Genomic DNA, 23,884 nt, shown 5'->3' with positions numbered 1-23,884 from the left:
CCATGCCCTCCGCCACCCCGCTCGGCGTCCTCGACCTGGTGCCCGTCGCGTCCGGCTCCACCGCGTCCGAGGCGCTGCGCAACTCCACCGACCTGGCCCGGCGCGCCGAGGAGTTCGGCTACCACCGCTACTGGTTCGCCGAGCACCACCTCAACCCCGGCGTGGCCGGCACCTCCCCGGCGGTCGTGCTGGCGCTCACCGCCGCCGCGACCTCCACCATCCGGCTCGGCTCCGGCGCGGTGCAGCTGGGACACCGCACGGCGCTGTCCACCGTGGAGGAGTTCGGCCTGATCGACGCCCTGCACCCGGGCCGGCTCGACCTCGGCCTCGGCCGCTCCGGCGGCGCCCCGCCGGGAGACGGCGCTCCCCGGCCGGGAGACGGGGCCACCCCGCCCGGAGCCGGCGCCGGCCCGCCGCCGACCGCCACTGCGGTGGTCGACGGGCGGGCGCCCAACGGCCTGCTCATCCCGCCGCGCTTCTCCTTCCGCCAACTCCTCGGCTCCCCGCGCATCGCGCTGCAGCGCGAACTGCTCCAGCTCCCGCACGCCGAGCCGCCGGACTACGCCGAGCAGATCGACGACGTCCTCGCCCTGCTCGCCGGCACCTACCGTTCCCCGGAGGGCGTCGAGGCCCACGCCGTACCGGGCGAGGGCGCTGATGTCGAGGTGTGGATCTTCGGCAGCAGCGGCGGCCGGAGCGCACAAGTGGCGGGCGCCCGGGGCCTGCGCTTCGCCGCCAACTACCACGTCAGCCCCGGCACCGTACTGGAGGCGGTGGACGCCTACCGCGCCCACTTCCGGCCCTCCGACACCCTGGACAAGCCGTATGTCACCGTCTCCGCCGACGTGGTCGTGGCCGAGGACGACGCGACGGCCCGGGACCTCGCCGCCGGCTACGGCCCCTGGGTCCGGAGCATCCGCACCGCCGAGGGCGCCATCCCCTACCCGACCCCCGAGGAGGCCCGCGCCCACCCCTGGACCGACGCGGACCAGGCCCTGGTCCAGGACCGTCTGGACACCCGGTTCGTCGGCACCCCCGCCCGGGTCGCCGGCCGGCTGGAACAGCTCCGGGAGGCCACGGGCGCCGACGAACTGCTCATCACCACCCTCACCCACGACCACCGGGACCGCGTCCGCTCCTATGAGCTGCTGGCGGAGGAGTGGCGGCGCGGATGACGACGGAACCCGGAACGCCGGGACCGTACCGGTGCGGCCGCGGATGTCACCTCCCCCGTCGGTGACATCCGCGGCCTTCCCCCGGGGTGCCCGGTCATGGCCCCCTGACCACACCGGCACCTGACGGCCGTACCGCCCGCGCCCCGCGCGGAGCGCGCGTCCCCCGTCGCGCTCCGGCCGGACCACGAGCACCGGCCGGCTGTCGCGACAGCGGGCGCGGGCGTCGGGTCGTAGGGCCAGCGTGCCCGGACGCGGTGCCGGGCGCCTGAGTCGGGGCCTACTCAAGTCCGGGTGTATCAGAGCCGAGTAGGCGCGCTCCTGTAGACGTGAGGACTTTCGAAGAGGGCGCGCGGGCGCCCGGGACAGCGTGGCCGTTCACCGGCCGGGAGCACGAACTGGAGTCGCTGCGCGCGGCCTTGGTCACCGGCCGGGCCGGCATCGTGGTGACCGGCCCGCCGGGACACGGCAAGACCCGGCTGCTCGCCGAGGCGGTCCGGGGCACGGACCACGCGCGGGTGACGGGCACCCCCGAGGCGCGGCACCTGCCCTTCGCCGCGTTCGCCCACCTGCTGCCCGACACCGTCTCCCCGCACCGCGCGGTCCACCTGCTGTCCGGACCACGGCTGCTCGTCGTGGACGACGCGCATCTGCTGGACGAGGCGTCGGCCGCCCTGGTCCACCAGCTCGCCGTCCACGGGCGCACCCGGCTGCTGGTCGCGGCCGTGGACGGGGTGCCCGCGCCCGGCGCGGTCGCCCGGCTGTGGACCGGTGAGCTGCTGCCCCGGCTGACCCTGGCCCCGCTGCCCCGGGAGCACACCGCCCGGCTCCTCGCGGCGGACGGCCTGGAGGCGCTGACCGCGGCCCGCCTGCACCGGCTCTGCGCGGGTGACCTGCGGCTGCTGCGCGCCCTGGTGAGCGCCCTCGCCGCCGCCGGACGCCTGGTCCCGGTCCCGGGCACCGGTGAACGGGCCTGGCGCGGGCCGCTCCCGCTCACCCCGGCCGTCCGCGACCGCCTCGCCGCCCTGCCGGACCACCCCGGAGCCCGCGGCGTCCTCGAACGCCTCGCCTTCGCCGAGCCGTCGCCCGTGCCGGCGGACGAGTGCGACCTCGGTGTCCTCGAACAGCTTGAGGAGGACGGCCTGATCGACGTCGACGACCGGAGCGCGGTCACCCTCGCCCACCCCCTGCACGGACCGGCCCTGCGCGCCGCCACGGGCCGGTTGCGGGCCCGCCGGCTCAGCCCCCGCCCGGCCGCGCACGGCGCCGCCCTGGAGGCCGAACGCCGCATGCTGGTCCGGAGGATGGCGGAGATGGACGTCCGCTCGGTGCCGACGCCGGTGGGGGAGTGGCTGGTCGCCGAGGACGCCCCGCTGCCGCCCGGGTACGCCGCCGCCCGGGCCCGGTACGCGCGGCTGCGCGGCGAGGTGCGGGACGCGGCGGCCTGGGCGCGGGAAGGGCTGCGGTGGACAGCCGGCGACTCCGGGTGCCTCCGCGAACTCGGCCTGGCAGCAGAGGAGTCGGCCACCGAGGACGAGGAAGTGCTCGGGTCGTACCAGGCCGTGCGGCTCGGTGAACCCGGGCGGGCGGCCGGACGTCTGCCCGCCGGGAGCGTGTTCGCCCGGCACGCCGAGGCGCTGGCGCGCGGCGACGGGCCGGGGCTCGACCGCGCCGCCGAGGCGCTCCGGGAGCGCGGCTTCCTGCTGTTCGCGGCGGAGGCCCACGCGCAGGCCGTACGGGCGCACCGGGACCCGGCCGCCGCGCGGCGCTCCCGTGCCCGGGCACTCGCCTGCGCCGCCCGCTGCCAGGGCGCCCGCACCCCCGCCCTGGCCGGACTCGTGCTGGGCGAACTCACCGCCCGGCAGCGGCAGATCGTGACCCTGGCGGCGGCCGGCCTGAGCAACCGGGAGATCGCCGACCGGCTGACCCTGTCCGTGCGGACGGTGGGCAACCACCTGTACGGCGCCTACAGCCGTCTCGGCAGCGGCGACCGCGACGCGCTGCCCCTCCTGCTGGACGTGCCCGAGCGGGTGCCGGCGTGAGCGGCTATGCCGCCCCGAACGCCGCGAACGCCCAGCCCGTCGCCTGGTGGACCGCGTCGTCCGGGAGGGCCGCACGGGCGTCCCGCAGGGCCTCGGCCAGACCGAGGCCGGCGGTCAGGCCCTTGTGCAGCGCCAGCATCAGCGGCACCACCGCCGCGTCGTTGACCGGCGCGCTGCTCGCCACCACCCCCGCCGTGCCCAGCGGCAGCAACGCGGTGACCAGGCCCAGGAGTTCGTCGGCGCCCACCGAGGCGAGGCGGGCGGTGTCGCAGCTGGACAGGATGATCCGGTACGGGCTGCGGGCGAGCCGCTCGAAGTCGTGCGCGATCAGCGGACCGTCGGCCATCCGCAGCGCCGAGAACAGCGGACTGTCCGCGCGGAACGTGCCGTGCGCCGCGAGATGCGCGAGCCCCGCGCCGTCGAGCTCCGCCAGTACCCGCGGCACCTGCGCGTCCTCGTCCTCCAGCACCGTCGCCCCGCCGTACCGGTCCGCCAGCTCCGGCACCTCGGCGCCGCCCGTCGCGAGACCGGGGCCGCGCACCAGGACCGTCCGGCCCCCGTGCGGCGGCTCGGTCTCCCGGGCGCGCAGCCAACTGCCCGCCGACGGCGACACACTGAGCACCCGGTCGCGCAGCGCGGGCAGCAGCGCCCACGGCACCCGGTGCAGCGCCCCCGGCGGCACGACCACCACCGGGCCCGGACCGAGCCGCGCCGCGGCCTCGCCCAGCAGCAGCTCCTGCAGGCGCAGCCCCGCCGCCTCCACCAGCGGCAGCCGGGCCGCCGCCCCGGGGTGCGCGAGTCGGCGCAGCCCCGCCTGCACGTGCTCCGCCTCGGCCACCGCCTCCGCCAGCGGACCGCCGGTGAACCGCCGTACCCGGCCGCGCCCGCACAGCAGGACGTGCACCCGGCCCGCCACCACGGCCAGTTCCAGCAGCAGCCCGTCACCGAGCCGGTCCAGCAGCCGGCCCACGTCGAGCCGGTCCCCGGCACCCGGCGCGGCGCCCCGGATGTGCCGGGTGCGGGAGCGGACCTCCCGCTCCAGGCGCCGCTGCTCCCGCTCCAGCGCCGGCACCGGACGGCCGTCCACCCGGGCGCCCTCGGCACGGGCCGCGATCTCCCGGTAGGCGGTCAGACCGCTCAGCAGCGCCGGGTCCTCGGGCGGCCGGGCCGGCGGCGCGGCCAGCACGGTCGCCCGCCACCGCTCGCTCCACACCAGCAGCCGCCGCGGATCGCCCTGGTCGAGGCTCACCTCCTGGGCGAGCGCGGCCAGTTCGGCGCCCTGCGCGGTCGCGTGGGCCCGCAGCTCCGAGGCGCCCAGCGTCATCCGGTGGTCGTCCAGCACGTCCAGGCCGCGCCGGCACGCCTCCAGCACGCCCCGCCGGGAACCGGCCGCCCGCGCCCGCAGCGCCTGTGCCGCCCAGCCCGTCATCCGGGCCGTCGGCCGGCCGCCGTGCCGGCTGCGCGCGGCCACCGCCAGATGCCGTTCCGCGTCCGCCGTCCGGCCGAGCGCGAGCGCGATCCGGCCCGCGAGCAGCGACGCCTCCGGCGCGGCGGGCGAGCCGAACGCGGCCAGCCGCTCGGCGACCGCCGCCGCGTCCGCCACCAGCCGCCCCGACCGGCGCCCGGCCGCCACCCGCGCCTCGATCAGCACCAGCCGGGCGTGCGTCTGCCACCACGTCCGCCGCTGCGCCGCGAACAGCCGTACGGCGACGGCGGCGCGGTCCGTCGCGGTGTGCGCGTCCCCGGCCGACCGGGCGGCGCGCGCGGCGGCCAGCAGCAGTTCGGCCTTGCGGGTGGACTGGCCGCCGATCCGGTCCAGCAGGGCTATGGCCGCGTCCGCCTCGGTGAGTGCCTCCGGGGCGAGCCCGGCCGCCATCAGCACCTCGCAGCGCCGCACCGAGAGCATGTAGGTGGGGGTACCGAGCTTCGCGTACCGCTCCTCGGCCTCGTCCAGCAGCCGCAGCGCCGCCGGGATGTCCCCGGACCGGAACGCGGCGAGCCCCCGGCTCTCCACCGCGTCCGCCTTGTCGTGCTCCTGGCCGGTGGTGTCCCACAGCAGCTCCGCCGCCGTGAAGTCCGCGACCGCCCGGTCCACCGCGCCCAGGGCCAGATGCACGGTCGCCCGCAGGGTCAGCGCCCGCGCGGTCCAGATGTCGTCACCGGCCCCCCGCAGCACCGGCAGCGCCCGCCGCACGTCCTCCAGGGCCTCTCGGTGGTGCCCCAGCACCCACCATACGTACGCCCGCCGGAACAGCACCCGGGCGCGGGTGTGCCCGGTGCCCCGCGCGACACCCCGCTCGAACGCGGCGAGCCCCTCTCTCGTGCGCCCCGCGTGCACCAGTGCGACCCCCAGGGTCGCCAGTACATCGGCCTCCCGGTCGGCCGACTCGGCACGCGCGGCCAGGTCCCGCGCCCGGCGCAGGTGCCGCAGCGCGATCCGCAGGTCCCCGAAGTCCCGCTCCCAGATGCCGAGTACCTGGTGGGCGACGCTGGCGTGCAGCGGCGGCGGCGCGCTGCCCAGCACCTCCCGCGCACGCGCCCGGGCCCCGCCCGGATCGGCGAACACCAGGGGCAGCAGTTCGAGAACCGAGCTTCCCGCCGTCACGTCTCGCATCGTAGTGGCCCGGTGTATCAGAGGGCGGCCCCGCCTCTCTCACTGTCGTACACCGTCTCTCGGGGGAGGACACATGGCGCCAGAGCGGTTCCACGAGCAATTCGACCACATCCAGCGCTCGATGCCGGACGTGCCGCTGGCACTCGGCCCGGCAGGCGACGCCCACTACCTGTACGAGAAGGGCGTCGTGCTCGCCCGGGACGGCGAGGAGGCCCGGGCCGTCGAGGACACCGTGCGCGCCCACTTCACCGCCGTGCGGGGCCTGTCGCCCGAACACGTCGGCCGCAGCGGCCCCGAGACCAACCGCACCGGCGTCACCCGCATCCGGGTCGGCGACCCGGGCGTCGGCGACGACCCGGTGCCGCACGCCCTGCGCGCCCTGCGGCAGGCCGAGGCGCGGCGGGGGCGCCGCCTGGTCAGCCGCAACCACGTGGTGCACATCGCGGTCAACGCCTGCCCCGGTGACGAGCCCGTGCCGGTCGACCGCACCGAGACCCCCAACCCGGCCGTCGTGCTTGACGGTTACGGCATGCCGGACGCCGTCCGCGTCCTGGTCGTCGACACGGGCCTCGTGCACGACCACACCGCTTACCCGCCGCTCACCCGCACCACCGGCGACGTCCAGCTCGCCGAGACCGACGAGGAGGGCGTCCTCCACCAGTACGTCGGTCACGGCACGTTCATCGCGGGCATCCTGGCCGCCGTCGCCCCCGACGCCGCCGTCACCGTGCGCGGCACCCTGAACGACGCCGGCGCCGTCCTGGAGTCGGAGTTCGGCGCCAGGCTCTTCGAGGCCGTGGACAAGGGCGGCTGGCCGGACCTCATCAGCCTCTCCGCGGGCACCCCCGCCGAGAGCACCACCGGACTGCTGGGCCTGGACGCCTTCATGCGGGAACTGCGGGCGCGGCGCACCTTGTTGGTCGCCGCCGCCGGAAACAACGGCAGCGACATCCCCTTCTGGCCCGCCGCCTACACAGCCCTGCCCGAGTACGCCGACAGCGTGCTCTCGGTCGGCGCGCTGCGCGCGGACGGCGAGGCGGAGGCCTGCTTCAGCAACCACGGCCCCTGGGTCCGGGCCTACGCCCCCGGCGAGCGCCTGGTCAGCGCCCTCACCGGCTTCCGCGTCCCCGTGCCCTACCGCTACCAGCACTCCACCTACGACACCTGCCGGTACGGCCACGACTACGTCTGCACCTGCCAGTTCCCGCGCCACACCGGGGTGTTGAGCGAGGGCCGGGAGAGCACCGGCGGCAAGCCGGACCAGGTGATGTTCGACGGACTCGCCCAGTGGAGCGGCACCTCCTTCGCCACACCGGTCGCCGCGGGGCTGGTGGCGGCGCTGATGGCGGTGTGCCGGGAGCGCGACCCGCGCGCGGCCGGCGCACGCCTGCTGCGGGACACCGCCGACCGGGCCGAGGTGCGCGGGGCGCGTGTCCCAGCGCTCCGCCCGCCCACCTGGCGCCCGGTCCGGTCCGCCGCCCCGGCGCTGTCCGCATGAGCGCCGGAACGCTCCGCTCCACGGCGTACGATGACGTCCCGCACACAAGGGGTGGAGTCGTGGACCGTACAGAGGTCGGCGCGCTGGTCCGGTCCGCCGTCGACGGGGACGCCGCGGCCTGGAAGGCGCTGGTGGAGGGGCTGGGCCCCCTGGTGTGGTCGGTGGTGCGCGCGCACCGGCTCTCCGACGCCGACGGGCACGAGGTCTTCCAGACCGTCTGGTTCCGCTTCGCCCAGCACCTGGGCCGGATCCGGGAACCCGACAAGGCCGGCGCCTGGCTGGCCAGCACGGCCCGCCACGAGTGCCTGAAGGTGCTCAAGGGCCTGAACCGGCTGACCCTGACCGACGATCCGCAGGTCCTGGACCGGGCCAGCGAGGAGCGGACGCCGGAGGAGACGCTGATCGACTCGGAGGAGGCGGCGGACCGGGCCGAGCGGGTCCGCCGCCTCTGGCAGGAGCTGGACGGCCTGGGCGAGCGCTGCCGGCAACTCCTGCGCGTGCTGATGGCCTCACCGCCACCCAGCTATACCGACGTATCGGCCGCGCTCGGCATCGCGGTCGGCAGCATCGGCCCCCTCCGCCAGCGCTGTCTGCGCCGGCTGCGGGCCCGGATGGACGCACGGGGTGCGGCGTGAACGGACAGGACGAACGGCCGGACGGACCCGAGGCGTTCGCGGACGCGGCGCTGGAGGAGGAGCTGCGGCAGGCCGCCGCCGTCCTCGACCCGGTACCGGACGGATTGCGCCAACTGGCCCTGGAGGCCTACGCGCTGCACGATCTCGACGCCCGTATCGCCGAGCTGACCTTCGACTCGCTGACCGACGCGCTGCCGGTCCGGGGCGCCTTCGACGCGCCCCGGATGCTGACGTTCCAGGCCGGGGAGGTCACGGTCGACGTCGAGGTCACCGAGGACGGACTGATCGGCCAGGTGCTGCCGCCGGTGCCGGCCCGCGTGGAGGTGCTGAGCGGCCCGAAGACGGCCCGGCCGGTCGCCGTCGACGCCCTCGGCCGGTTCACCGGCGACCTCCCGCCCGCCGGCCCGTTCGCCCTGCGGCTGCGGACCGGCGGCGAGGTGATCGTCACCGAGTGGCTGCGGGCCTGACCGCGCTCCCTGGTGACCGGGAGGAGCGTGCGCTCGCGCTCACCAGGTGACCGGGAGCGTGCGCGGCCCGCGGATCATTGTCTGGTGCCGCCAGCGCACCTGCTCCGCCGGCACCGCGAGCCGCAGGGCGGGCATGCGCTCCAGCAGCGTGTCCACGAGCAGTTCGAGCTGGAGCCGGGCCAGTACCGCGCCGGTGCAGTGGTGCGGGCCGTTGCCGAACGCCAGGTGCGGGTTCGGGTCCCGGCCGGGCTCGATGCGGTCCGGGTCAGGGAAGACGGCCGGATCGCGGTTGGCGGCGAGATAGGAGACGTAGACCGGCTCGCCCGCCGCGATCCGCCGGCCGGCGATCTCCACGTCCTCCCGCGCGATCCGGGCGAGCCCGACCGAGCTGCGGTGAGGGATCCAGCGCAGCAGCTCGTCCAGCACCGGGCCGCGCTCCCCGGGCCGGGCGCGCACCCGGTCCATCAGCTCCGGGCGGGTGAGCATCAGGTAGAACATCTGCCCGCAGTTGTGCGTGACGGCCTCACCGCCGATCTGGAGCGGACCGGCGAGCCCGACGGCCTCCTCCTCGGTGATCTCACCGCGCAGCACGGCCCGGCCGAGCAGCGCGTACACGTCGTCGTCCGCGCTGTGGGCGCGGGCCCGGACGGTCGCGGTGACCCAGCCGTACAGCCCGGCCTTGGCCGTCGCCGCGGCCTCGGAGCCGCCGGCGGTGGAGATGATCTGCCGGGTCCAGGCGTGCACCAGCTCCCGGTCGCCGGCCGGCACCCCCATCACCTCGCTGACCACGGCCGACGGGAACGGCTCCAGCACCCGTGCGACCAGGTCGGCGCGCGGGCCGTCCGCGAGGACCCCGGCCACCAACTCGTCCAGCACGGCCTGGGCGCGGGGCCGCAGCCGCTTCATCGCGCCCACCGTGAAGGCGCCGGCGACCGGCCCGCGCAGCCGGTTGTGCTCGGGCTGGTCGGCCCAGGCCAGCGAGCCCGGCCGGGGCGCGAAGTGCGGTGCCATCCGGGTCACCTGACGCCGGGTGACCTCCTGGCGGCTGAACCGAGGGTCGTTGGTGATCAGCCTGACGTCCGCGTGGCGGGTCGCCAGCCACGCCCAGCCCTCGCCGTGCGGCAGCCTGATCCGGGTCAGCGGGCCCTCGCGCATCAGCGCGGCGAGGAGCGGATCGAAGTCCGTCCCGTCCAGCTCGGCCGGGGGCCAGTCCCGTACCTCGGGGACCGGTGCCGGCGCGGCCCCCGGGTCCGTGACCGGCGCCTGCTCGGGTTCCGGCTCCGGGGGCGGGCCGGTGAGCGTGCGTGTCCCGACGGTCGTCATGCCCCCACCCTGGTACGGCCCCCGCCCCCTGTCTCGCGGGAGTGCTCCAGCCGGACGGCACCGGTGCGCCACTCACCTAGAGCGCGTCGACGAGCGTGGCCAGCGCCGCGGCCAGGCGGTCGAGACCCGGGCCGGCCGGGCCGCCCGGTTCCGTCATGTACGTGTCCCGGCGGATCTCGACCATCAGCGCGCTGACCCGGGCGTCGCGGCCGTGGAGGTCCAGCGGTACGTAGGTGCCGGCGAACGGGCTGTCCAGGCCGGTCTCCCCGCACCCGGCGAAGGCCGCGCGGGCCGCCGCGGTCAGTTCCGGCGGGGTGTGGAAGGGGTCCGTGCCCAGGCACACCGGCGGGCGGGGCCCGGCCGCGTGCAGCTCGTAGGGCAGCGGCTCGGACGGGTAGGAGTGCACGTCGACGATGACCACCCGCCCGGTCGCGGCCAGCCGCCCGGCGACCGCCTCGGCCATCGCCCGCGCGTACGGCCGGAAGTACCGCTCCAGCAGCGGTTCGGGATCGGTGCCGACGCGCCGCAGCTCCGCCCGGTGGGTGGTCCGCGTGTACACGGCGCCCATCCCGACGGCACTCATCTCCTCGCGCTCGTCCGGGAACCGCTCCGGGTCCACCACCAGCCGCGACAGCCCGTTCACGAACCGCCAGGGTCTGATCCCGGCCAGCGCGGCGGCGCGCTCGGCGAGCGGTGCGGTGTGCGCGTCCGTGAGGTGGTCCAGCTCCCGCTCCAGCTCCGCGTCGTCCAGCACGATGCCGGCGCGCACCTGCGGGGGAATCGCCCGCGCCGAGTGCGGCACGTGCAGCAGGACCGGTGACTCCGGGGCGCCGGGCAGGAGGGCGAAGGCGGGGCCGGTCACGGGCTCCTCCACGGGGGCGTTGTCAGTGGCGTGGTGCAGGATCAAGGTGACACATCGGCACGGACGAGAGGTGGGCGGGCATGCCGGTCGGCAATCCCCGCGTGGCGGAACACGCGTTCCTCAGGGCGCTGTACGGGGACGGGTACTACCCCGGTCACGTCCTCGACCGGGCGCGCGCGGTCCTGCTCGCCCTGTGCGAGCGCATCGAGACCGAGCGGCCGGCGGATCTCGCCGCCCTGTACCGGCTCACGCACGCGGCCACCGAGGAGTTCAACGCGCTCCAGGACGTGTTCGAGGCGGCCGGCAGCGAGATCGAGACCGTGGCCCGCGAGGAGATAGCCGAGGATTTCTGGTTCGTCGCCCGGGCCTACGGCTTCGAGGAAGCGGACGTGGAGGAGCTGATCGCCCCCCGCGACTGGTGACCCGGCTCCCTCATCCCAGCAACTCACGCACCAGCGCGCCCACTTGCTCCGCCTCGATCAGGAACCCGTCGTGTCCGTACGGCGACCGCACCACCCGGAGCCCGTCGGCGCCCGGGATCAGCGCGGCCAGCCGCCGCTGCTGGGCGAGCGGGTAGAGCCGGTCGGAGTCGACGCCGGCCACCAGGGTGCGCGCGGTCACCCGGGCGAGCGCGGCGCGCGTACCGCCCCGGTCGCGGCCCACGTCATGGGCGTTCATGGCCTCCGTCAGGACGACGTAACTGGCCGCGTCGAAGCGGCGGAACAGCTTGGCGGCGTGATGGTCCAGATAGGACTCGACCCGGTACCGGCCGCCACGCCACGGGTCCTCCGTGTCCTGCGGGAGCCGGCCGAAGCGGGCCGCCAGCTCCGGTTCGCTGCGGTAGGTCACATGGGCGAGCCGCCGGGCCAGGCCGAGACCGGCGGCCGGGCCCCGGCCGGTGTCGTGGTAGTCGCCGCCCTGCCAGTGCGGGTCGCCCCGGACGGCGCCCGCCTGGACGGTGGCCCAGGCGATCTGCTCCGCGCTCGCCTCGGCCGTGGTGGCGAGCAGCAGCAGCGCCCCGGTCCGCTCCGGGTACGACACCGCCCACTCCACGGCCCGCATGCCGCCCATCGAGCCGCCCGCGACCAGCGCCCACCGGCCGATGCCGAGCGCGTCCGCCAACTGCGCCTCGGCGGCGACCTGGTCGCGCTGGGTGAGGAAGGGGAAGGCACCGCCCCAGGCGGGGCCGGAGCCCGGGCGCGGGGAGGCGGGTCCGGTGCTGCCCTGGCAGCCGCCGAGCACGTTGGGCGCCACCACGAACCAGCGGTCGGTGTCCAGCGCCCGCCCCGGCCCGACCAGCGCGTCCCACCAGCCCGGCGTGGGATGCCCGGGGCCGGCCGGGCCCGCGACATGGCTGTCCCCGGTCAGGGCGTGCAGCACCAGCACCGCGTTGGACCGGTCGGGCGCGAGCCGCCCCCAGGTCTCGAACGCCAGCCGGACACCGGGCAGTTCACCGCCAGCCTCCAGGGGCAGCGGCTTCTCGGCGGCATACCACTGCCGCCGCCCGGGCGGGTCCCCCTCCCGCCAGGCTCCGGTGACCGGGGCCTCCACCTAGGCGTCCTTGGCCGCGCGGAACCCGGCTTCCAGGTCCGCCTTGAGGTCGGCCAGGCTCTCGATGCCCACCGACAGCCGCACCAGGCCGGGCGCGGTGCCGGTCGCCACGAGCTGCTCGGCGTCGAGCTGGCTGTGCGTGGTGGACGCCGGGTGGATGATCAGGCTGCGCACGTCACCGATGTTGGCGAGGTGGCTGAACAGCTCGACGGCGTCCACGAACCGCTTGCCGGCCTCGACCCCGCCGCGCAGCTCGAAGGAGACGATGGCACCGGCGCCGCGCGGCAGGTACCGCTGCCCCGCCTCGTACCACTTGCTGGACTCCAGCCCCGGATAGTGGACGGCGGCGACCTCGTCCCGCCGCTCCAGCCACTCCGCGAGAGCCTGGGCGTTGGCCGTGTGCCGCTCGATGCGCAGGCTCAGCGTCTCCACGCCCTGGAGCAGCAGGAACGCGGAGTGCGGGGCGAGCGCCGGGCCGAGGTCGCGCAGCAGCTGCACCCGCAGCTTGATCGCGAACGCGCCCGGACCGAGCGCCGGCCAGTACCGCAGGCCGTGGTAGCTCGGGTCGGGCTCGGTGAAGTCCGGGAACCGCTCGGCGTGCGCGCCGAAGTCGAAGGTGCCGCCGTCCACCACCACGCCCGCGATCGTGGTGCCGTGCCCGCCGAGGAACTTGGTCGCCGAGTGCACGACGATGTCCGCGCCGTGCTCCAGGGGCCGCAGCAGATAGGGCGTCGGCACGGTGTTGTCCACGATCAGCGGGACGCCCGCCGCGTGGGCCACGTCCGCCACCGCCCGGACGTCCAGGACGTTGCCGCGCGGGTTGCCAAGCGACTCGGCGAACAGCGCCTTGGTGTTCGGCCGGACCGCCGCCCGCCAGGCCTCGGCGTCGTCCGGGTCGGCCACGAAGGACACCTCGATGCCGAGCCGGGGCAGCGTGTGCCGGAACAGGTTGTACGTGCCGCCGTACAGCGAGGCGCTGGAGACGATGTGGTCGCCGGCCCCGGCGAGCGTGAGGATCGCCAGGGTCTCCGCGGCCTGCCCGGAGGACAGGGCCACCGCGGCCACCCCGCCCTCCAGCGCGGCGATCCGCTGCTCGAACACGTCCTGGGTGGGGTTGTGGAGGCGGGTGTAGATGTTGCCGGGCTCGGCCAGCGAGAAGAGGTCGGCCGCGTGCCGGGTGTCCTGGAACACGAAGGACGTGGTCTGGTAGATCGGTGTCGCCCGGGCGCCGGTCGTCGGATCGGGCGCGGCCCCGGCGTGGACCTGCTTCGTCTCGAAGGACCAGGCGGAGCTGTCGGGGGTGTCGGGCTGCGTGCTCATGCTGCGTGCTCCTCGGGCGCGGGAGGGCGGTGGCCTGCGACGAGGTAAGCACGCGCGGACAGCGCCGAACAGGCCCGCGACGCAGGTGACATGAGGACGTCACATACGACACGTCCCGGCAACGCCGCCGCCCCCGGCCGGGAGGATCCGGCCGGGGGCGGCGGCGCGCTGAAGCGAGCGCGGGAACTAGACCAGGGAGGCCAGCGCCGCGTTCCAGGTCGCCGACGGGCGCATGACCGCGTCCGCCTTGGCCGTGTCGACCTTGTAGTAGCCGCCGATGTCGGCCGCGGAGCCCTGGACGGCGTTCAGCTCGTCCACGATCTTCGCCTCGTCGGCCGCGAGGGACTCGGCGAAGGACGCGAACGCCTTCGCCAGGTCGGCGTCGTCGGTCTGCCGGGCCAGCTCCTGCGCCCAGTACAGGGACAGGTAGAAGTGGCTGCCGCGGTTGTCGATGCCGCCGACGCGACGGGTCGGGGACTTGTCCTCGTTGAGGAAGGTCGCCGTCGCGCGGTCCAGGGTGTCGGCGAGGACCTTGGCGCGGGTGTTGCCGGTGGCCGCCGCGTACTGCTCAAGGGAGGGCACGAGCGCGAAGAACTCGCCGAGCGAGTCCCAGCGCAGGTAGTTCTCCTTGACCAGCTGCTGGACGTGCTTGGGCGCGGAACCGCCGGCGCCCGTCTCGAACAGGCCGCCGCCCGCCATCAGCGGGACGACCGACAGCATCTTGGCGCTGGTGCCCAGCTCCAGGATCGGGAACAGGTCGGTCAGGTAGTCACGCAGCACGTTGCCGGTCACCGAGATGGTGTCCTCACCGCGGCGGATGCGCTCCACCGACAGCTTGGCGGCCTCGACGGGGGTCAGGACGCGGATGTCCAGGCCCTCGGTGTCGTGCTCGGTGAGGTACTGCCGGACCTTGGCGATCAGGTTGGCGTCGTGCGCGCGGCCCTCGTCCAGCCAGAACACGGCCGGGTCGCCGGTGGCGCGGGCACGGGTGACGGCCAGCTTGACCCAGTCGCGGATCGGGGCGTCCTTGGTCTGGCAGGCGCGGAAGATGTCGCCCTCGGCGACCGGCTGCTCGATCAGCGCGTTGCCGGCCCGGTCGACCAGGCGGACGGTGCCCGCGGCCGGGATCTCGAAGGTCTTGTCGTGGGAGCCGTACTCCTCGGCCTTCTGCGCCATCAGGCCGACGTTCGGCACCGAGCCCATGGTGGACGGGTCGTAGGCGCCGTGGACCCGGCAGTCCTCGATGACGGCCTGGTAGACACCGGCGTAGGAGGAGTCCGGGATGACGGCGAGGGTGTCGTGCTCCTGGCCGTCGGGGCCCCACATGTGGCCGGAGGTGCGGATCATGGCCGGCATGGAGGCGTCCACGATGACGTCCGAGGGGACGTGCAGGTTGGTGATGCCCTTGTCGGAGTCGACCATGGCGAGGGCCGGGCCCTCGGCCAGCTCGGCGTCGAAGGAGGCCTTGATCTCGGCGCCCTCGGGCAGCTTGTCCAGGCCCTTGAGGATGCCGCCGAGGCCGTCGTTGGCGGAGAGGCCGGCCGACTTGAGGGCCGCGCCGTACTGGGCGAACGTCTTCGGGAAGAAGGTGCGCACGACGTGGCCGAAGATGATCGGGTCGGAGACCTTCATCATCGTGGCCTTCAGGTGCACCGAGAACAGGACGCCCTCCTGCTTGGCGCGGGCGACCTGCGCGGCCAGGAACCGCTCCAGCTCGGCGACGTGCAGGACGGAGGCGTCGACGACCTCGTCCTTCAGCACCGGCACCGACTCGCGCAGCACGGTGGTGGTGCCGTCCTCGGCGACCAGCTCGATGCGCAGGGCGTCGTCCTCGGTGATGACGACCGACTTCTCCGTGGAGCGGAAGTCGTTCTCGCCCATGGTCGCCACGTTCGTCCTGGACTCGCCGGTCCAGGCGCCCATGCGGTGCCGGTGGGTCTTCGCGTAGTTCTTCACCGAGGCCGGGGCGCGGCGGTCGGAGTTGCCCTCGCGCAGCACCGGGTTGACGGCGGAGCCCTTGACCTTGTCGTAGCGGGCGCGGATGTCGCGCTCCTCGTCGGTCTTCGGGTCGTCCGGGTAGTCCGGCAGCGCGTAGCCCTTGGCCTGCAGCTCGGCGACGGCGGCCTTGAGCTGCGGGATGGAGGCCGAGATGTTCGGCAGCTTGATGATGTTGGCCGCGGGGGTCTTGGCCAGCTCGCCCAGCTCGGTCAGCGCGTCGGGGACGCGCTGGTCCTCGTTCAGGTACTCCGGGAAGACGGCGATGAGACGCCCGGCCAGCGAGATGTCCCGGGTGGTCACGGGCACACCGGCCTGCGAGGCGTACGCCTGGATCACCGGCAGGAACGAATGCGTCGCCAGGGCCGGGGCCTCGTCTGTGTAGGTGTAGATGATGGTCGAGTCAGTCACCGGGTGCTCCGCTCCACGTCTGCAACATTGCTCGACATCAAGATATCTCGTGACGGGGGCGGGCTCGACAGGGGTCCCGGCCGGAAACCGTGCCGCGCCGCCGCGCCCTCACGGCGGCCGTGGTCCCGCCGCGCCCTCGGCCCCGCCCCTCGCCAGCTCACGGTCGATCCACCGGCAGATCACGTCCACCACGTACAGATGCTCGTCCCGCGTCAGCCGGTGCCCCCTGGGGATCCGGTGCCAGCGCTCCAGACAGCTCCGGCAACAGGTCGCGGTCGCGTGCTGGGCCACGAAGACCGGATGCCCCCGGTACGGCGTCTGCTTGCCGTCCTTGGCGGGCTCGGCCGGCGCCAGCCGCTGGGCGACCAGGTCGTAGGCGTGCCAGCGCAGGGTGGCCGGGCCCTTCAGCTCGGCCGTGGCCCGCTCGCGTCCGCGCAGGTGGAACCGTGCCCGGAACGGCTGCCGGGCGAGCGCGTCCAGCCGTCCGTCCAGAGCCCCGGGCGTACGGCGCGCGTCCTGCTCCTCCGTCACGCCACCCCTCCGGCTCAGGCCAGCAGCTGCCGCTTCCGCTGCTCGAACTCCGCGTCCGACAGCACGCCCTGGGTCTTGAGGTCGGTGAGCTGCTTGAGCTGGTCGATCTTGCGGGTCAGCTCGTCGGGGGCGTCGGTGCCGGGCGGCGGGTCGGCGGGTGCGGGTGGCGGCGCCGTCCGGTGCGGCTGCCCGTACGCCTGCTGTTGCTGTTCGACACTGTCCATGACCACTCCTTCGCGGCCGGCGGGGAGCCGGGACCGTACGACCGTCTCGTCCGTCCCCTCGGCGGCGCCCCCACGGCCGGCGGCCGGCGTTCGCCGTGCCTCTCCAGTCCAGCACGGCCCCCGGGCGCTCGCACCTCTGCCCCGCGCAGGGTGCCGCGCTGCAACGCCTGTGCAAGCGGGCCTGGGAGATCCCGCGCTCGGGCACCCGGATCGCCCCGTGGCGGTGGCTGGCCCGGCTGGCGCTGCGGATCGCGTTCATGGTCCTTCAGGGACCGGTCCGGGACGGCTTCGGCGCCGGCGCCTGACTGGGGTTCCCGCTCACCTTCCTCAGCCAGGTGGCCCTGTGGTGGTGGACCCAGCACCTGCTGCTCGGCCGCCTGATCGCCCGGCTGCCGCTGCTGCCGGGCGCCCTGCTCACCGCGACCGCCCTCACCGCGCTGTCGCTGACCGCCCGCCTGTACCTGCCCCGGGCCCTCGACCGGGCGCTCGCCGACTACGGCCCGGTCGGCTCGGTGTTCGCGGCGCTCTCCTGGCTGATCGTGGTCTGCGTCACCGGCACGGTCGCCGTCACCGCGGGCGCCGTACTGGCGCAGGAACCCTTCCTGGCCCGGCACCTCGGCAGCCCGCCGCCGCGGCGGGGCGCTCCGCGTCCGGGGCCCTGACCTCGTCCGTACGGCCCACCCGGCGCGCGCGACGCCCGCCGGACTGCCGCAATGGTGACTGTTCAGGCACCGACCGCGCCGGAGGGCCCCCGTGACCGAGCCGCCCGACCCGCAGCCGGAGCCGGTCCCGGGCCCGCAGCCCTCCCCGGACCCGGTGCGGCCGCGGGGCCGTCGTGGCGCCGGTGCCGGGCGCGTCGCCCGCGGCGCCGCCTCCGCCGTGCTCATCGTCCTCACCTGTGTCCTCGTACCCCTGGCCCTGCTCGCCGTCTGGGTGCACGACATCACGCTCGACACCGACCGGTACGTGGCCACCGTCGCGCCCCTGGCCACCGACCCCGCCGTCCAGGACGCGGCGGTCCGCCGGATCACCGAGGCCGTCAGCGCCCGGGACTACGGCAAGGTGGCCGCCGGCGAACTGGCCGCCTGGCTGCGCTCCCAGGGGCTCGGACCGCGCGCCACCGACGCGATCCGGAGCCTCGGCCCCCGGCTCGACTCCGTCGTGGACGACGCCACCACCAAGATCGCCACCCGGGTCGTGGACAGCGAGGCCTTCGCCACCGTGTGGCGCACCGCCAACCGCACCGCCCACAACGTCGTCGTGCACGCCCTGACCGGCGAGGGGCGCGGCGCCGTCGGCGTCAGCGACGGCACGGTGACCCTGAACGTGGGCACCGCCGTGGACCGGGTCAAGCAGGACCTGGTCGAGGCCGGGCTGAAACCCGCCGAGAAGATCCCCCAGGTCGACAAGGAGTTCGTGCTGTTCCAGTCGGACGAACTCGCCACGTTCCGTACCGCCGCCCACCTCCTCGACGTCGTCGGCAACTGGCTCCCGGTGATCGTCGTCGTGCTCGGCGCCGCCGGCGTACTGCTGGCCCACCGCCGGCGCCGGGCCCTTGCCCGGACCGCGCTCGGCGCCGCGTTCGCCTGCCTCGTGGTGGCCCTCGCCCTGGTCGTGGCGCGCCACTACTACCTCGGCCACCTCCCCCCGCAGGTGCAGTCCAAGGCCGCCGCCGGAGCGGTCTTCGACACCCTGCTGCGCTTCCTGCGGGTCAGCCTGCGCACGGCCGTCGTCCTCGGCGTCGTCATCGCCCTCGGCGCCTACTTCGTGGGGCCGGGCCGGCTGCCCGTGGCGGTCCGGGGCGGCTCGGACCACGCCGCCGACGCCGCGGCCCGCTGGGCGGCGGACCGGCACCTCGGCACCGGGCGGGCCGGCACCTGGACGCTCGCCCACCGCCGGTGGCTCACCCTGACCGCCCTGCTGGTCGTCGCCCTCGTCTTCGCGCTGTGGAACCACCCGACGGTCCTCACGGTCCTCCTGCTGGTCCTCATCCTGCTCGGCGTCCTGGCCCTGCTCGCCCTGCTGGCCGCGGGCGGCCGGGTGCGCCCCGGCCCGCTCCCCGACAAGGCGAGCCCCGAGCACTGACCGGGCCCTGCCTGCCCGGCCCCGAACTCTGACCGGTCCCCGCCTGCCCGGCCCCGGGCACTGACCGGGCTCCGCCTGCCCGGCCCCGGGCTCTGACCGGGCTCCGTGTGCCTGGCTTCGGGCTCTGACCGGGCTCCGTGTGCCCGGCCCCGGGCACTGACCGGTCCCCGCCTGCCCGGCCCCGAGCGACCTGCGGCGGTGCCGGAACGCTGGGATGCTGATCGGGTGGAGCACCCGCCACGGCCTGACGGACAGGGGTGATGACCCCGTGGCCGCGCGGCACGAGAAACCGCGGGGACCGGACGTCGCGTACGTCGATCCCCTGGGCGAGCCGTTCCTCGAAACCCGGTTCGCGCTCCGGGCCGGCCGGCCACCTTCCGCCGGCCGCTGGACACTCGCGCCGAGGCCGTACGCCGGGCCCGGGACCACGGCGTGATCCGACCCGCACCCCGCCCGGTCCCTCCCGGCGGCCCGCCGACGCCGCGCGCACGAAAGGTCACCGCGCATGTCCTCGACCGATCCCACCGCGGCCCCCGAGCACCGAGCGCCCCGCCGCGCCCACGCCGACTACACCGGCGCGGTCTACGGCTCGATGCTCGCCGCGTCCGTGGTGATCGGCGCCGGCTCCCCGGGCGAGTTCCCGCGGCTGCACCTGGTGCTCCTGCTGCTGGTCACGGGCCTGGTCTTCTGGATCGCGCACGTACACGCCCAGCTGTTCGGCAACCGTCTCGCGCAACGGCCGCTGGACCGGCCGACCGTGCTGCGGGTCTGCCGCGAGGAGTGGCCCATCGTGAAGGCGGCCGTACCCCCGGCCCTCGCGGTCGCCGTCAGCCCGCTGCTCGGGCTGGACGTCGGGGGCGCCGCCTGGCTGGCGATCGCGGTGGCGGTGGCCGGCCAGGTGGGCTGGTCGGCGGCCGGCGCGCGGCAGGCCTACGCGTCCTGGCGGCAGGTCGCCGGCACCGCCACGGTCAATCTGCTGCTGGGCCTGGCGATCATCGCGTTCAAGCTCGCCGTCACCCACTGAGCCGGGCCCGGGCACGGCGAACCCGTCCGAGGTGATGCCTGGCCACTGCCGGCCGGGGCGGGCTACTCCGCGGGAGAGGGGGACGGGTCCTGGGCCGTGCGCTGCTGCGGGATGACCACCGTGCCCTGCTGGAGGGCGACCGTGCGGGTGGGGGAGGGGATGCGGATGTTCTCCGCGCGGTAGCGGCGGTGCAGGCGTTTGATGAACTCGTGCTTGATGCGGTACTGGTCGCTGAACTCGCCGACGCCGAGGATCACCGTGAAGCCGATGCGGGAGTCGCCGAAGGTGTGGAAGCGGATGGCGGGTTCGTGGTCCGGCACCGCGCCGGTGATCTCCCGCATGGTCTCGGCGATGACCTCCAGGGTGACGCGCTCGACGTGGTCGAGGTCGCTGTCGTAGCTCACGCCCACCTGCACCAGGATCGTCAACTGCTGCTCGGGCTGGGTGAAGTTGGTCATGTTGGCCTTGGCGAGCTGGCCGTTGGGGATGACCACCAGGTTGTTGGACAGCTGGCGGACCGTGGTCTGGCGCCAGTTGATGTCCACCACGTAGCCCTCCTCGCCGCTGCTCAGCCGGATGTAGTCGCCCGGCTGGACGGTCTTGGAGGCCAGGATGTGGATGCCCGCGAAGAGGTTGGCGAGCGTGTCCTGAAGGGCCAGGGCGACGGCCAGACCGCCGACGCCGAGGGCGGTCAGCAGGGGTGCGATGGAGACGCCGAGGGTCTGCAGGACGACCAGGAAGCCGATCGCCAGCACCAGGACACGGGTGATGTTGACGAAGATGGTCGCCGAGCCGGCGACTCCGGAGCGGGACTGTGTCACCGTCCGCACCAGGCCGGCGATCACCCGGGCCGCGGACACCGTCACCACCAGGATCAGCCAGACCTGGAGGAACTGGTCGACGTGGTGCCGGACGCCCCGGGTCAGCGGCAGGACGGCCGCCGCCGCTGCCGCCCCGCCGGCGATCGCCGCCCAGGGCACCACCGAGCGCAGCGCGTCCACGATGACGTCGTCGCCGCTCCAGCGGGTGCGCTTGGCGTGCCCCGCCAGCCAGCGCAGCAGCGTGCGGGACAGGAAGGCGAGCACCAGGCCGGCCGCCAGGGCGATCCCGGCGAGGACGAGGTCGTCCAGGGTCAGCGCGCGGTTCACCGGTCACCTCCGGGGCGGAGAGCGGCTGCGCGGAGCCCGATGTGAAGTCTCGTCACGTTGTCACCTGTTCGACGTCCGGGATGTGCGAGCGCGCGGCCGGCCGGTCACCGACGGCCCGCGCGCTCGCTCATCCTGCCGTATCCGGCACTCCAGTTCGTACCTGGAGCGGCGTCCGGCGGGGGCCGGCTCAGACGATGCCCTCCGCCAGTTCGGCCTGGTCCTTGTCGCTGCCGTAGGCGGCCGTGGTCGGGGTGCCGTACGAGCGGCGGGCGACGTACCACCAGACGCTGGCCAGGACGAGGACGACCGCGAGGGCGATCGAGGCGTAGTTCATCGTGTCGGCCGTGACCGGGGAGGCCTGCGGCAGGCAGAACAGGACGGTCACACAGGCCACCCAGACCACCGCGATCCAGCCGACGGGCCGGCTCCAGCGGCCCAGGTTCCAGGGGCCGGGCCGGAAGCGGTCGCCCGCGCGCAGCCGCAGCAGCACCGGGATCGCGTAGGCGGGCGTGATGCCGATGACGTTGATGGCGGTGACCGCGTTGTACGCCGTCGCGGAGTACAGGGACGGCAGGGCGAGCGCACAGGCGACGGTCACCGACAGCCACACGGCGGCCACCGGGGTCTGCGTGCGGCTGCTGACCTTGCGCCACAGGTGCGAGCCGGGCAGCGCGCCGTCCCGGCTGAACGCGAACACCATCCGGCTGGCGGCGGCGACCTCGGCGTTGCCGCAGAAGAGCTGGGCCACGATCACGACCAGCAGCAGCGCGCTGGCGCCGTCGGTGCCGAGTCCGTCCAGGAGGATCTGGGCGGGCGGCACCCCGGTGTCGGTGGCACGCGTCGCGTCGTAGTCCTGGATGGCGAAGGTCAGTCCGGCCAGCAGCACGAAACCGGCCAGCCAGGACACCCAGATGGACCGGACGATGCCCTTGGCGGCGGAGACCGAGGCGTGCGAGGTCTCCTCGGACAGGTGCGCGGAGGCGTCGTATCCGGAGAAGGTGTACTGCGCGAGCAGCAGGCCGATCGCCGCCACGTACAGCGGGTTGTGCCAGCCGGTCTCGTTGACGAACTTCGTGAACACGAAGGACGCCGACTGGTGGTGGTCGGGGACGATCGCCAGGGCGCCGACGATCAGCGCGACACCGGCCAGGTGCCACCACACGCTGACCGAGTTGAGCAGGCTGACCAGGCGGACGCCGAACAGGTTCAGCGTGGCGTGCAGCAGCAGGATCGCGCAGAAGATCAGCATGGTCTTGCCGGGCGTCGGTTCGAAGCCCCACTGGAGGTTGGCGAACGCGCCGGTGAACAGGGCGGCGCCGTAGTCGATGCCGGCGATCGCGCCGAGCAGGCCGAGCAGGTTCAGCCAGCCGGTGTACCAGCCCCAGCGCCGGCCGCCGAGCCGGTCGGCCATGTAGTACAGGGCGCCGGAGGTCGGGTAGGCGCTGGTGACCTCGGCGAGCGCGAGGCCGACGCAGAGCACGAACAGGCCGACCCCGGCCCAGCCCCAGAGCATCACGGCGGGGCCGCCGGTGTTCAGGCCGAAGCCGTACAGGGTCATACAGCCGGACAGGATCGAGATCACCGAGAAGCTGATCGCGAAGTTGCCGAACCCGCCCATGCGGCGGGCCAGCACGGGCCGGTAGCCCAGCTCGCGCAGACGCTGCTCCTCGTCCTGCTGGTGCCGCCCGGGCGAGGGGACCGGTTCGGGGGTGGGGGACATGCGGGAACCTCCGGGAAGTCAGCGGGACTTGGGGGTGCGGCGGTACGGCGTCGCGGTGGTGTGGTGGTGCGTTCAGGGGTGCGGACCGGAGCCGTCGGAGGCCGCGCGGGAGCGCTCCCGGGCCTGGACGAAGATTTCCACGGCCCGGTCGCGGTCGGAGGTGCGGTACATCCACGGCGGGGGCGTGAAGTACGGCCCGATGGCCTCGAACACCCGTGCCGCGTCCGCGAATCGGTGGGAGCCCCACAGGGCGTGCGCCAGGTGGTTGAGGTCCAGCAGGGAGCGTTCGGCGCGGTGGGTGTGCTCGAACCAGGCGTGCAGGGCGTGCCGGGTCTCGCGTGCCGCGTCCTCCGCCACCCAGTGCAGGTCCAGGGCCGCGTCGTGCCCGCTGTCCCGGCGGTAGCGCTCCACCCGGACGTACAGCGGCAGCACATGAAGGGCGGAGCCGGCCGGGGCGCGGTCGGCGGCCCACTGGGCGTAGCCGGCGGCCTCCGCGAGCCGGCCGGTGCCGCCGCGCGCGTACAGGAACTGGAGCATCCGGTGGTGGGCCTCGCGGTTGTACGGGTCCCGCTTGCCCGCCTCCGCCAACAGCCCCCAGGGGCCCGGCGGCAGCAGCGGTTCGGGGGCCGCGGCCCGGTGCTCCTCCCAGCGCTGCTCCGGGTCCAACTGGGCCAGCGCGAGCAGGCACACCCAGGGCACCGGGTTCTGTGGGGCGACGCGGGAGGCGGACTGGGCGGCGTCCCACGCCTCGATCCACAACTCGTGGGTACGCAGGTGCCGTTCACGCTGGGCACGCAGCGCGCGCTCCACCCCGACCCGGGCCTGCATCACCGCCGCGTGGGCGCTGTCGGGCTCCTCCGCGAGCCAGGCCCGCACCACGTCGGTACCGGCCGCCGCGGCGGCGAGCACCTGGGTGCGCTGGGTCCACAGCCACCACTGGCCGGTCTCCGCGAGCAGGGTCCGCATGGCCATCCAGCGGCCGGTGCGCAGATCCTGGAGCGCGCCGCGCAGGGGGCGGTCGGGGCCGGCGGGGTCGTAGGAGGGACGGGCTCCTTCTCTGGCCATCAGCCGTCGGCCCCCTGCCCCTGGCACGTGGGCGAGATGGCGGGGTGACGTAGCAACAGCCCTCCCCTGGGCGGTGTTCGAAAGTGTCGCGCGCGGTCGGCGGTCACTATAGAGGGGGACGTTCCGGCGCTGCCATTGTTGCTAACTCAACGATTTATACAGGCAAGTTGGCTTTTGGTCAGGGCGGCTTGACGCGC

The 23,884-nt window shown here is 74.9% G+C and carries 21 protein-coding genes; 10 read left to right on the top strand and 11 right to left on the bottom strand.

Going from position 1 to position 23,884, the window contains the following annotated elements; translation table 11 throughout:
• Window positions 1-2: 2 nt before the first annotated feature.
• Entirely contained in the window at window positions 3-1,175 is a 1,173-nt protein-coding gene (locus NX794_RS00275; RefSeq protein ID WP_258775865.1) for an LLM class flavin-dependent oxidoreductase, read from the top strand.
• Between the two features lie 326 nt (window positions 1,176-1,501).
• Complete coding sequence (locus NX794_RS00270) at window positions 1,502-3,214, top strand: LuxR family transcriptional regulator AbsR2 (protein WP_258775864.1); 1,713 nt, start codon at window positions 1,502-1,504, stop codon at window positions 3,212-3,214.
• 4 nt (window positions 3,215-3,218) lie between these two features.
• On the opposite strand, the gene NX794_RS00265 is transcribed toward NX794_RS00270, so the two are convergent.
• Window positions 3,219-5,828, bottom strand: coding sequence for a CHAT domain-containing protein (locus tag NX794_RS00265; protein ID WP_428985822.1), 2,610 nt, complete (start codon window positions 5,826-5,828; stop codon window positions 3,219-3,221).
• Window positions 5,829-5,901: 73 nt separating this feature from the next.
• Between NX794_RS00265 and NX794_RS00260 the strand changes: the two genes are divergently transcribed.
• From NX794_RS00260 to NX794_RS00250, 3 genes are read left to right on the top strand one after another with little or no spacing between them, the layout of a single operon-like run.
• The gene (locus tag NX794_RS00260; RefSeq protein ID WP_258775860.1) at window positions 5,902-7,326 is read left to right on the top strand and encodes a S8 family peptidase; all 1,425 of its coding nucleotides are present in this window, start codon (window positions 5,902-5,904) and stop codon (window positions 7,324-7,326) included.
• On the top strand, window positions 7,323-7,961 hold the full coding sequence (locus NX794_RS00255) for an RNA polymerase sigma factor (RefSeq protein ID WP_258775858.1): 639 nt from the start codon (window positions 7,323-7,325) through the stop codon (window positions 7,959-7,961). The genes NX794_RS00260 and NX794_RS00255 overlap by 4 nt, the downstream gene beginning before the upstream one ends.
• Window positions 7,958-8,428, top strand: a complete 471-nt coding sequence (locus tag NX794_RS00250) for a hypothetical protein (protein WP_258775857.1) — start codon at window positions 7,958-7,960, stop codon at window positions 8,426-8,428. Before NX794_RS00255 ends, NX794_RS00250 begins: the two co-directional genes overlap by 4 nt.
• 39 nt (window positions 8,429-8,467) lie before the next feature.
• Here NX794_RS00250 and NX794_RS00245 read toward each other — a convergent pair whose 3' ends face one another.
• Both NX794_RS00245 and NX794_RS00240 read right to left on the bottom strand, forming a co-directional pair.
• The gene (locus NX794_RS00245) at window positions 8,468-9,751 is read right to left on the bottom strand and encodes a cytochrome P450 (protein ID WP_258775856.1); all 1,284 of its coding nucleotides are present in this window, start codon (window positions 9,749-9,751) and stop codon (window positions 8,468-8,470) included.
• A gap of 76 nt (window positions 9,752-9,827) precedes the next feature.
• On the bottom strand, window positions 9,828-10,613 hold the full coding sequence (locus NX794_RS00240) for an N-formylglutamate amidohydrolase (RefSeq protein WP_258775855.1): 786 nt from the start codon (window positions 10,611-10,613) through the stop codon (window positions 9,828-9,830).
• A gap of 80 nt (window positions 10,614-10,693) precedes the next feature.
• Between NX794_RS00240 and NX794_RS00235 the strand changes: the two genes are divergently transcribed.
• Window positions 10,694-11,035: a DUF5713 family protein gene (locus tag NX794_RS00235; protein WP_258775854.1), complete on the top strand. Its 342-nt coding sequence runs from the start codon at window positions 10,694-10,696 to the stop codon at window positions 11,033-11,035.
• Between the two features lie 10 nt (window positions 11,036-11,045).
• Here NX794_RS00235 and metX read toward each other — a convergent pair whose 3' ends face one another.
• The 5 genes from metX to NX794_RS00210 all read right to left on the bottom strand — a co-directional run bounded on the left by metX (window position 11,046) and on the right by NX794_RS00210 (window position 16,645).
• Window positions 11,046-12,164 (bottom strand): homoserine O-acetyltransferase MetX, encoded by a 1,119-nt coding sequence (gene metX, locus NX794_RS00230; RefSeq protein WP_258775853.1) that lies wholly within the window; start codon window positions 12,162-12,164, stop codon window positions 11,046-11,048.
• Entirely contained in the window at window positions 12,165-13,484 is a 1,320-nt protein-coding gene (locus NX794_RS00225) for a bifunctional o-acetylhomoserine/o-acetylserine sulfhydrylase (RefSeq protein ID WP_258775852.1), read from the bottom strand.
• Window positions 13,485-13,670: 186 nt separating this feature from the next.
• Complete coding sequence (locus NX794_RS00220; protein ID WP_258775851.1) at window positions 13,671-15,890, bottom strand: NADP-dependent isocitrate dehydrogenase; 2,220 nt, start codon at window positions 15,888-15,890, stop codon at window positions 13,671-13,673.
• A gap of 108 nt (window positions 15,891-15,998) precedes the next feature.
• Window positions 15,999-16,421 carry a DUF4186 domain-containing protein gene (locus NX794_RS00215; RefSeq protein ID WP_258775850.1) on the bottom strand — a complete coding sequence of 141 codons (423 nt, stop codon included), beginning with the start codon at window positions 16,419-16,421 and terminating at the stop codon, window positions 15,999-16,001.
• Between the two features lie 14 nt (window positions 16,422-16,435).
• Window positions 16,436-16,645: an SHOCT domain-containing protein gene (locus NX794_RS00210; RefSeq protein ID WP_258775848.1), complete on the bottom strand. Its 210-nt coding sequence runs from the start codon at window positions 16,643-16,645 to the stop codon at window positions 16,436-16,438.
• A 95-nt stretch (window positions 16,646-16,740) separates the two neighbouring features.
• On the opposite strand from NX794_RS00210, the gene NX794_RS00205 reads away from it, so the two are divergent.
• The 4 genes from NX794_RS00205 to NX794_RS00190 all read left to right on the top strand — a co-directional run bounded on the left by NX794_RS00205 (window position 16,741) and on the right by NX794_RS00190 (window position 19,754).
• Entirely contained in the window at window positions 16,741-16,950 is a 210-nt protein-coding gene (locus NX794_RS00205) for a hypothetical protein (RefSeq protein ID WP_258775847.1), read from the top strand.
• 30 nt (window positions 16,951-16,980) lie between these two features.
• Window positions 16,981-17,307 carry a hypothetical protein gene (locus tag NX794_RS00200; RefSeq protein WP_258775846.1) on the top strand — a complete coding sequence of 109 codons (327 nt, stop codon included), beginning with the start codon at window positions 16,981-16,983 and terminating at the stop codon, window positions 17,305-17,307.
• Between the two features lie 91 nt (window positions 17,308-17,398).
• On the top strand, window positions 17,399-18,730 hold the full coding sequence (locus NX794_RS00195) for a hypothetical protein (RefSeq protein ID WP_258775845.1): 1,332 nt from the start codon (window positions 17,399-17,401) through the stop codon (window positions 18,728-18,730).
• Between the two features lie 505 nt (window positions 18,731-19,235).
• Window positions 19,236-19,754: a hypothetical protein gene (locus NX794_RS00190; RefSeq protein WP_258775844.1), complete on the top strand. Its 519-nt coding sequence runs from the start codon at window positions 19,236-19,238 to the stop codon at window positions 19,752-19,754.
• A 62-nt stretch (window positions 19,755-19,816) separates the two neighbouring features.
• Here the strand turns inward: NX794_RS00190 and NX794_RS00185 are convergent, their stop codons facing one another.
• From NX794_RS00185 to NX794_RS00175, 3 genes are all read right to left on the bottom strand, one after another.
• On the bottom strand, window positions 19,817-20,902 hold the full coding sequence (locus NX794_RS00185; protein ID WP_258775842.1) for a mechanosensitive ion channel family protein: 1,086 nt from the start codon (window positions 20,900-20,902) through the stop codon (window positions 19,817-19,819).
• Window positions 20,903-21,089: 187 nt separating this feature from the next.
• On the bottom strand, window positions 21,090-22,622 hold the full coding sequence (locus NX794_RS00180) for an amino acid permease (RefSeq protein ID WP_258775841.1): 1,533 nt from the start codon (window positions 22,620-22,622) through the stop codon (window positions 21,090-21,092).
• Window positions 22,623-22,694: 72 nt separating this feature from the next.
• A complete protein-coding gene (locus NX794_RS00175) occupies window positions 22,695-23,687 on the bottom strand; it encodes a hypothetical protein (protein WP_258775839.1) in 993 nt (330 codons plus the stop codon).
• Window positions 23,688-23,884 lie beyond the last annotated feature (197 nt).

The sequence above is a fragment of the Streptomyces pyxinicus genome (genome assembly GCF_024753135.1).
GTDB classification, from domain to species: domain Bacteria; phylum Actinomycetota; class Actinomycetes; order Streptomycetales; family Streptomycetaceae; genus Streptomyces; species Streptomyces pyxinicus.
This window is presented reverse-complemented; position numbering and strand designations above follow the sequence as displayed.

Bases quoted from the DNA above. Each gene is read 5' to 3' on its own strand.
- NX794_RS00275 (WP_258775865.1), top strand. From the start codon at position 3: ATGCCCTCCGCCACCCCGCTCGGCGTCCTCGACCTGGTGCCCGTCGCG.
- NX794_RS00265 (WP_428985822.1), bottom strand. From the start codon at position 5,828: ATGCGAGACGTGACGGCGGGAAGCTCGGTTCTCGAACTGCTGCCCCTG.
- NX794_RS00260 (WP_258775860.1), top strand. From the start codon at position 5,902: ATGGCGCCAGAGCGGTTCCACGAGCAATTCGACCACATCCAGCGCTCG.
- NX794_RS00255 (WP_258775858.1), top strand. From the start codon at position 7,323: ATGAGCGCCGGAACGCTCCGCTCCACGGCGTACGATGACGTCCCGCAC.
- NX794_RS00245 (WP_258775856.1), bottom strand. From the start codon at position 9,751: ATGACGACCGTCGGGACACGCACGCTCACCGGCCCGCCCCCGGAGCCG.
- NX794_RS00235 (WP_258775854.1), top strand. From the start codon at position 10,694: ATGCCGGTCGGCAATCCCCGCGTGGCGGAACACGCGTTCCTCAGGGCG.
- NX794_RS00225 (WP_258775852.1), bottom strand. From the start codon at position 13,484: ATGAGCACGCAGCCCGACACCCCCGACAGCTCCGCCTGGTCCTTCGAG.
- NX794_RS00210 (WP_258775848.1), bottom strand. From the start codon at position 16,645: ATGGACAGTGTCGAACAGCAACAGCAGGCGTACGGGCAGCCGCACCGG.
- NX794_RS00190 (WP_258775844.1), top strand. From the start codon at position 19,236: ATGTCCTCGACCGATCCCACCGCGGCCCCCGAGCACCGAGCGCCCCGC.
- NX794_RS00180 (WP_258775841.1), bottom strand. From the start codon at position 22,622: ATGTCCCCCACCCCCGAACCGGTCCCCTCGCCCGGGCGGCACCAGCAG.
- NX794_RS00175 (WP_258775839.1), bottom strand. From the start codon at position 23,687: ATGGCCAGAGAAGGAGCCCGTCCCTCCTACGACCCCGCCGGCCCCGAC.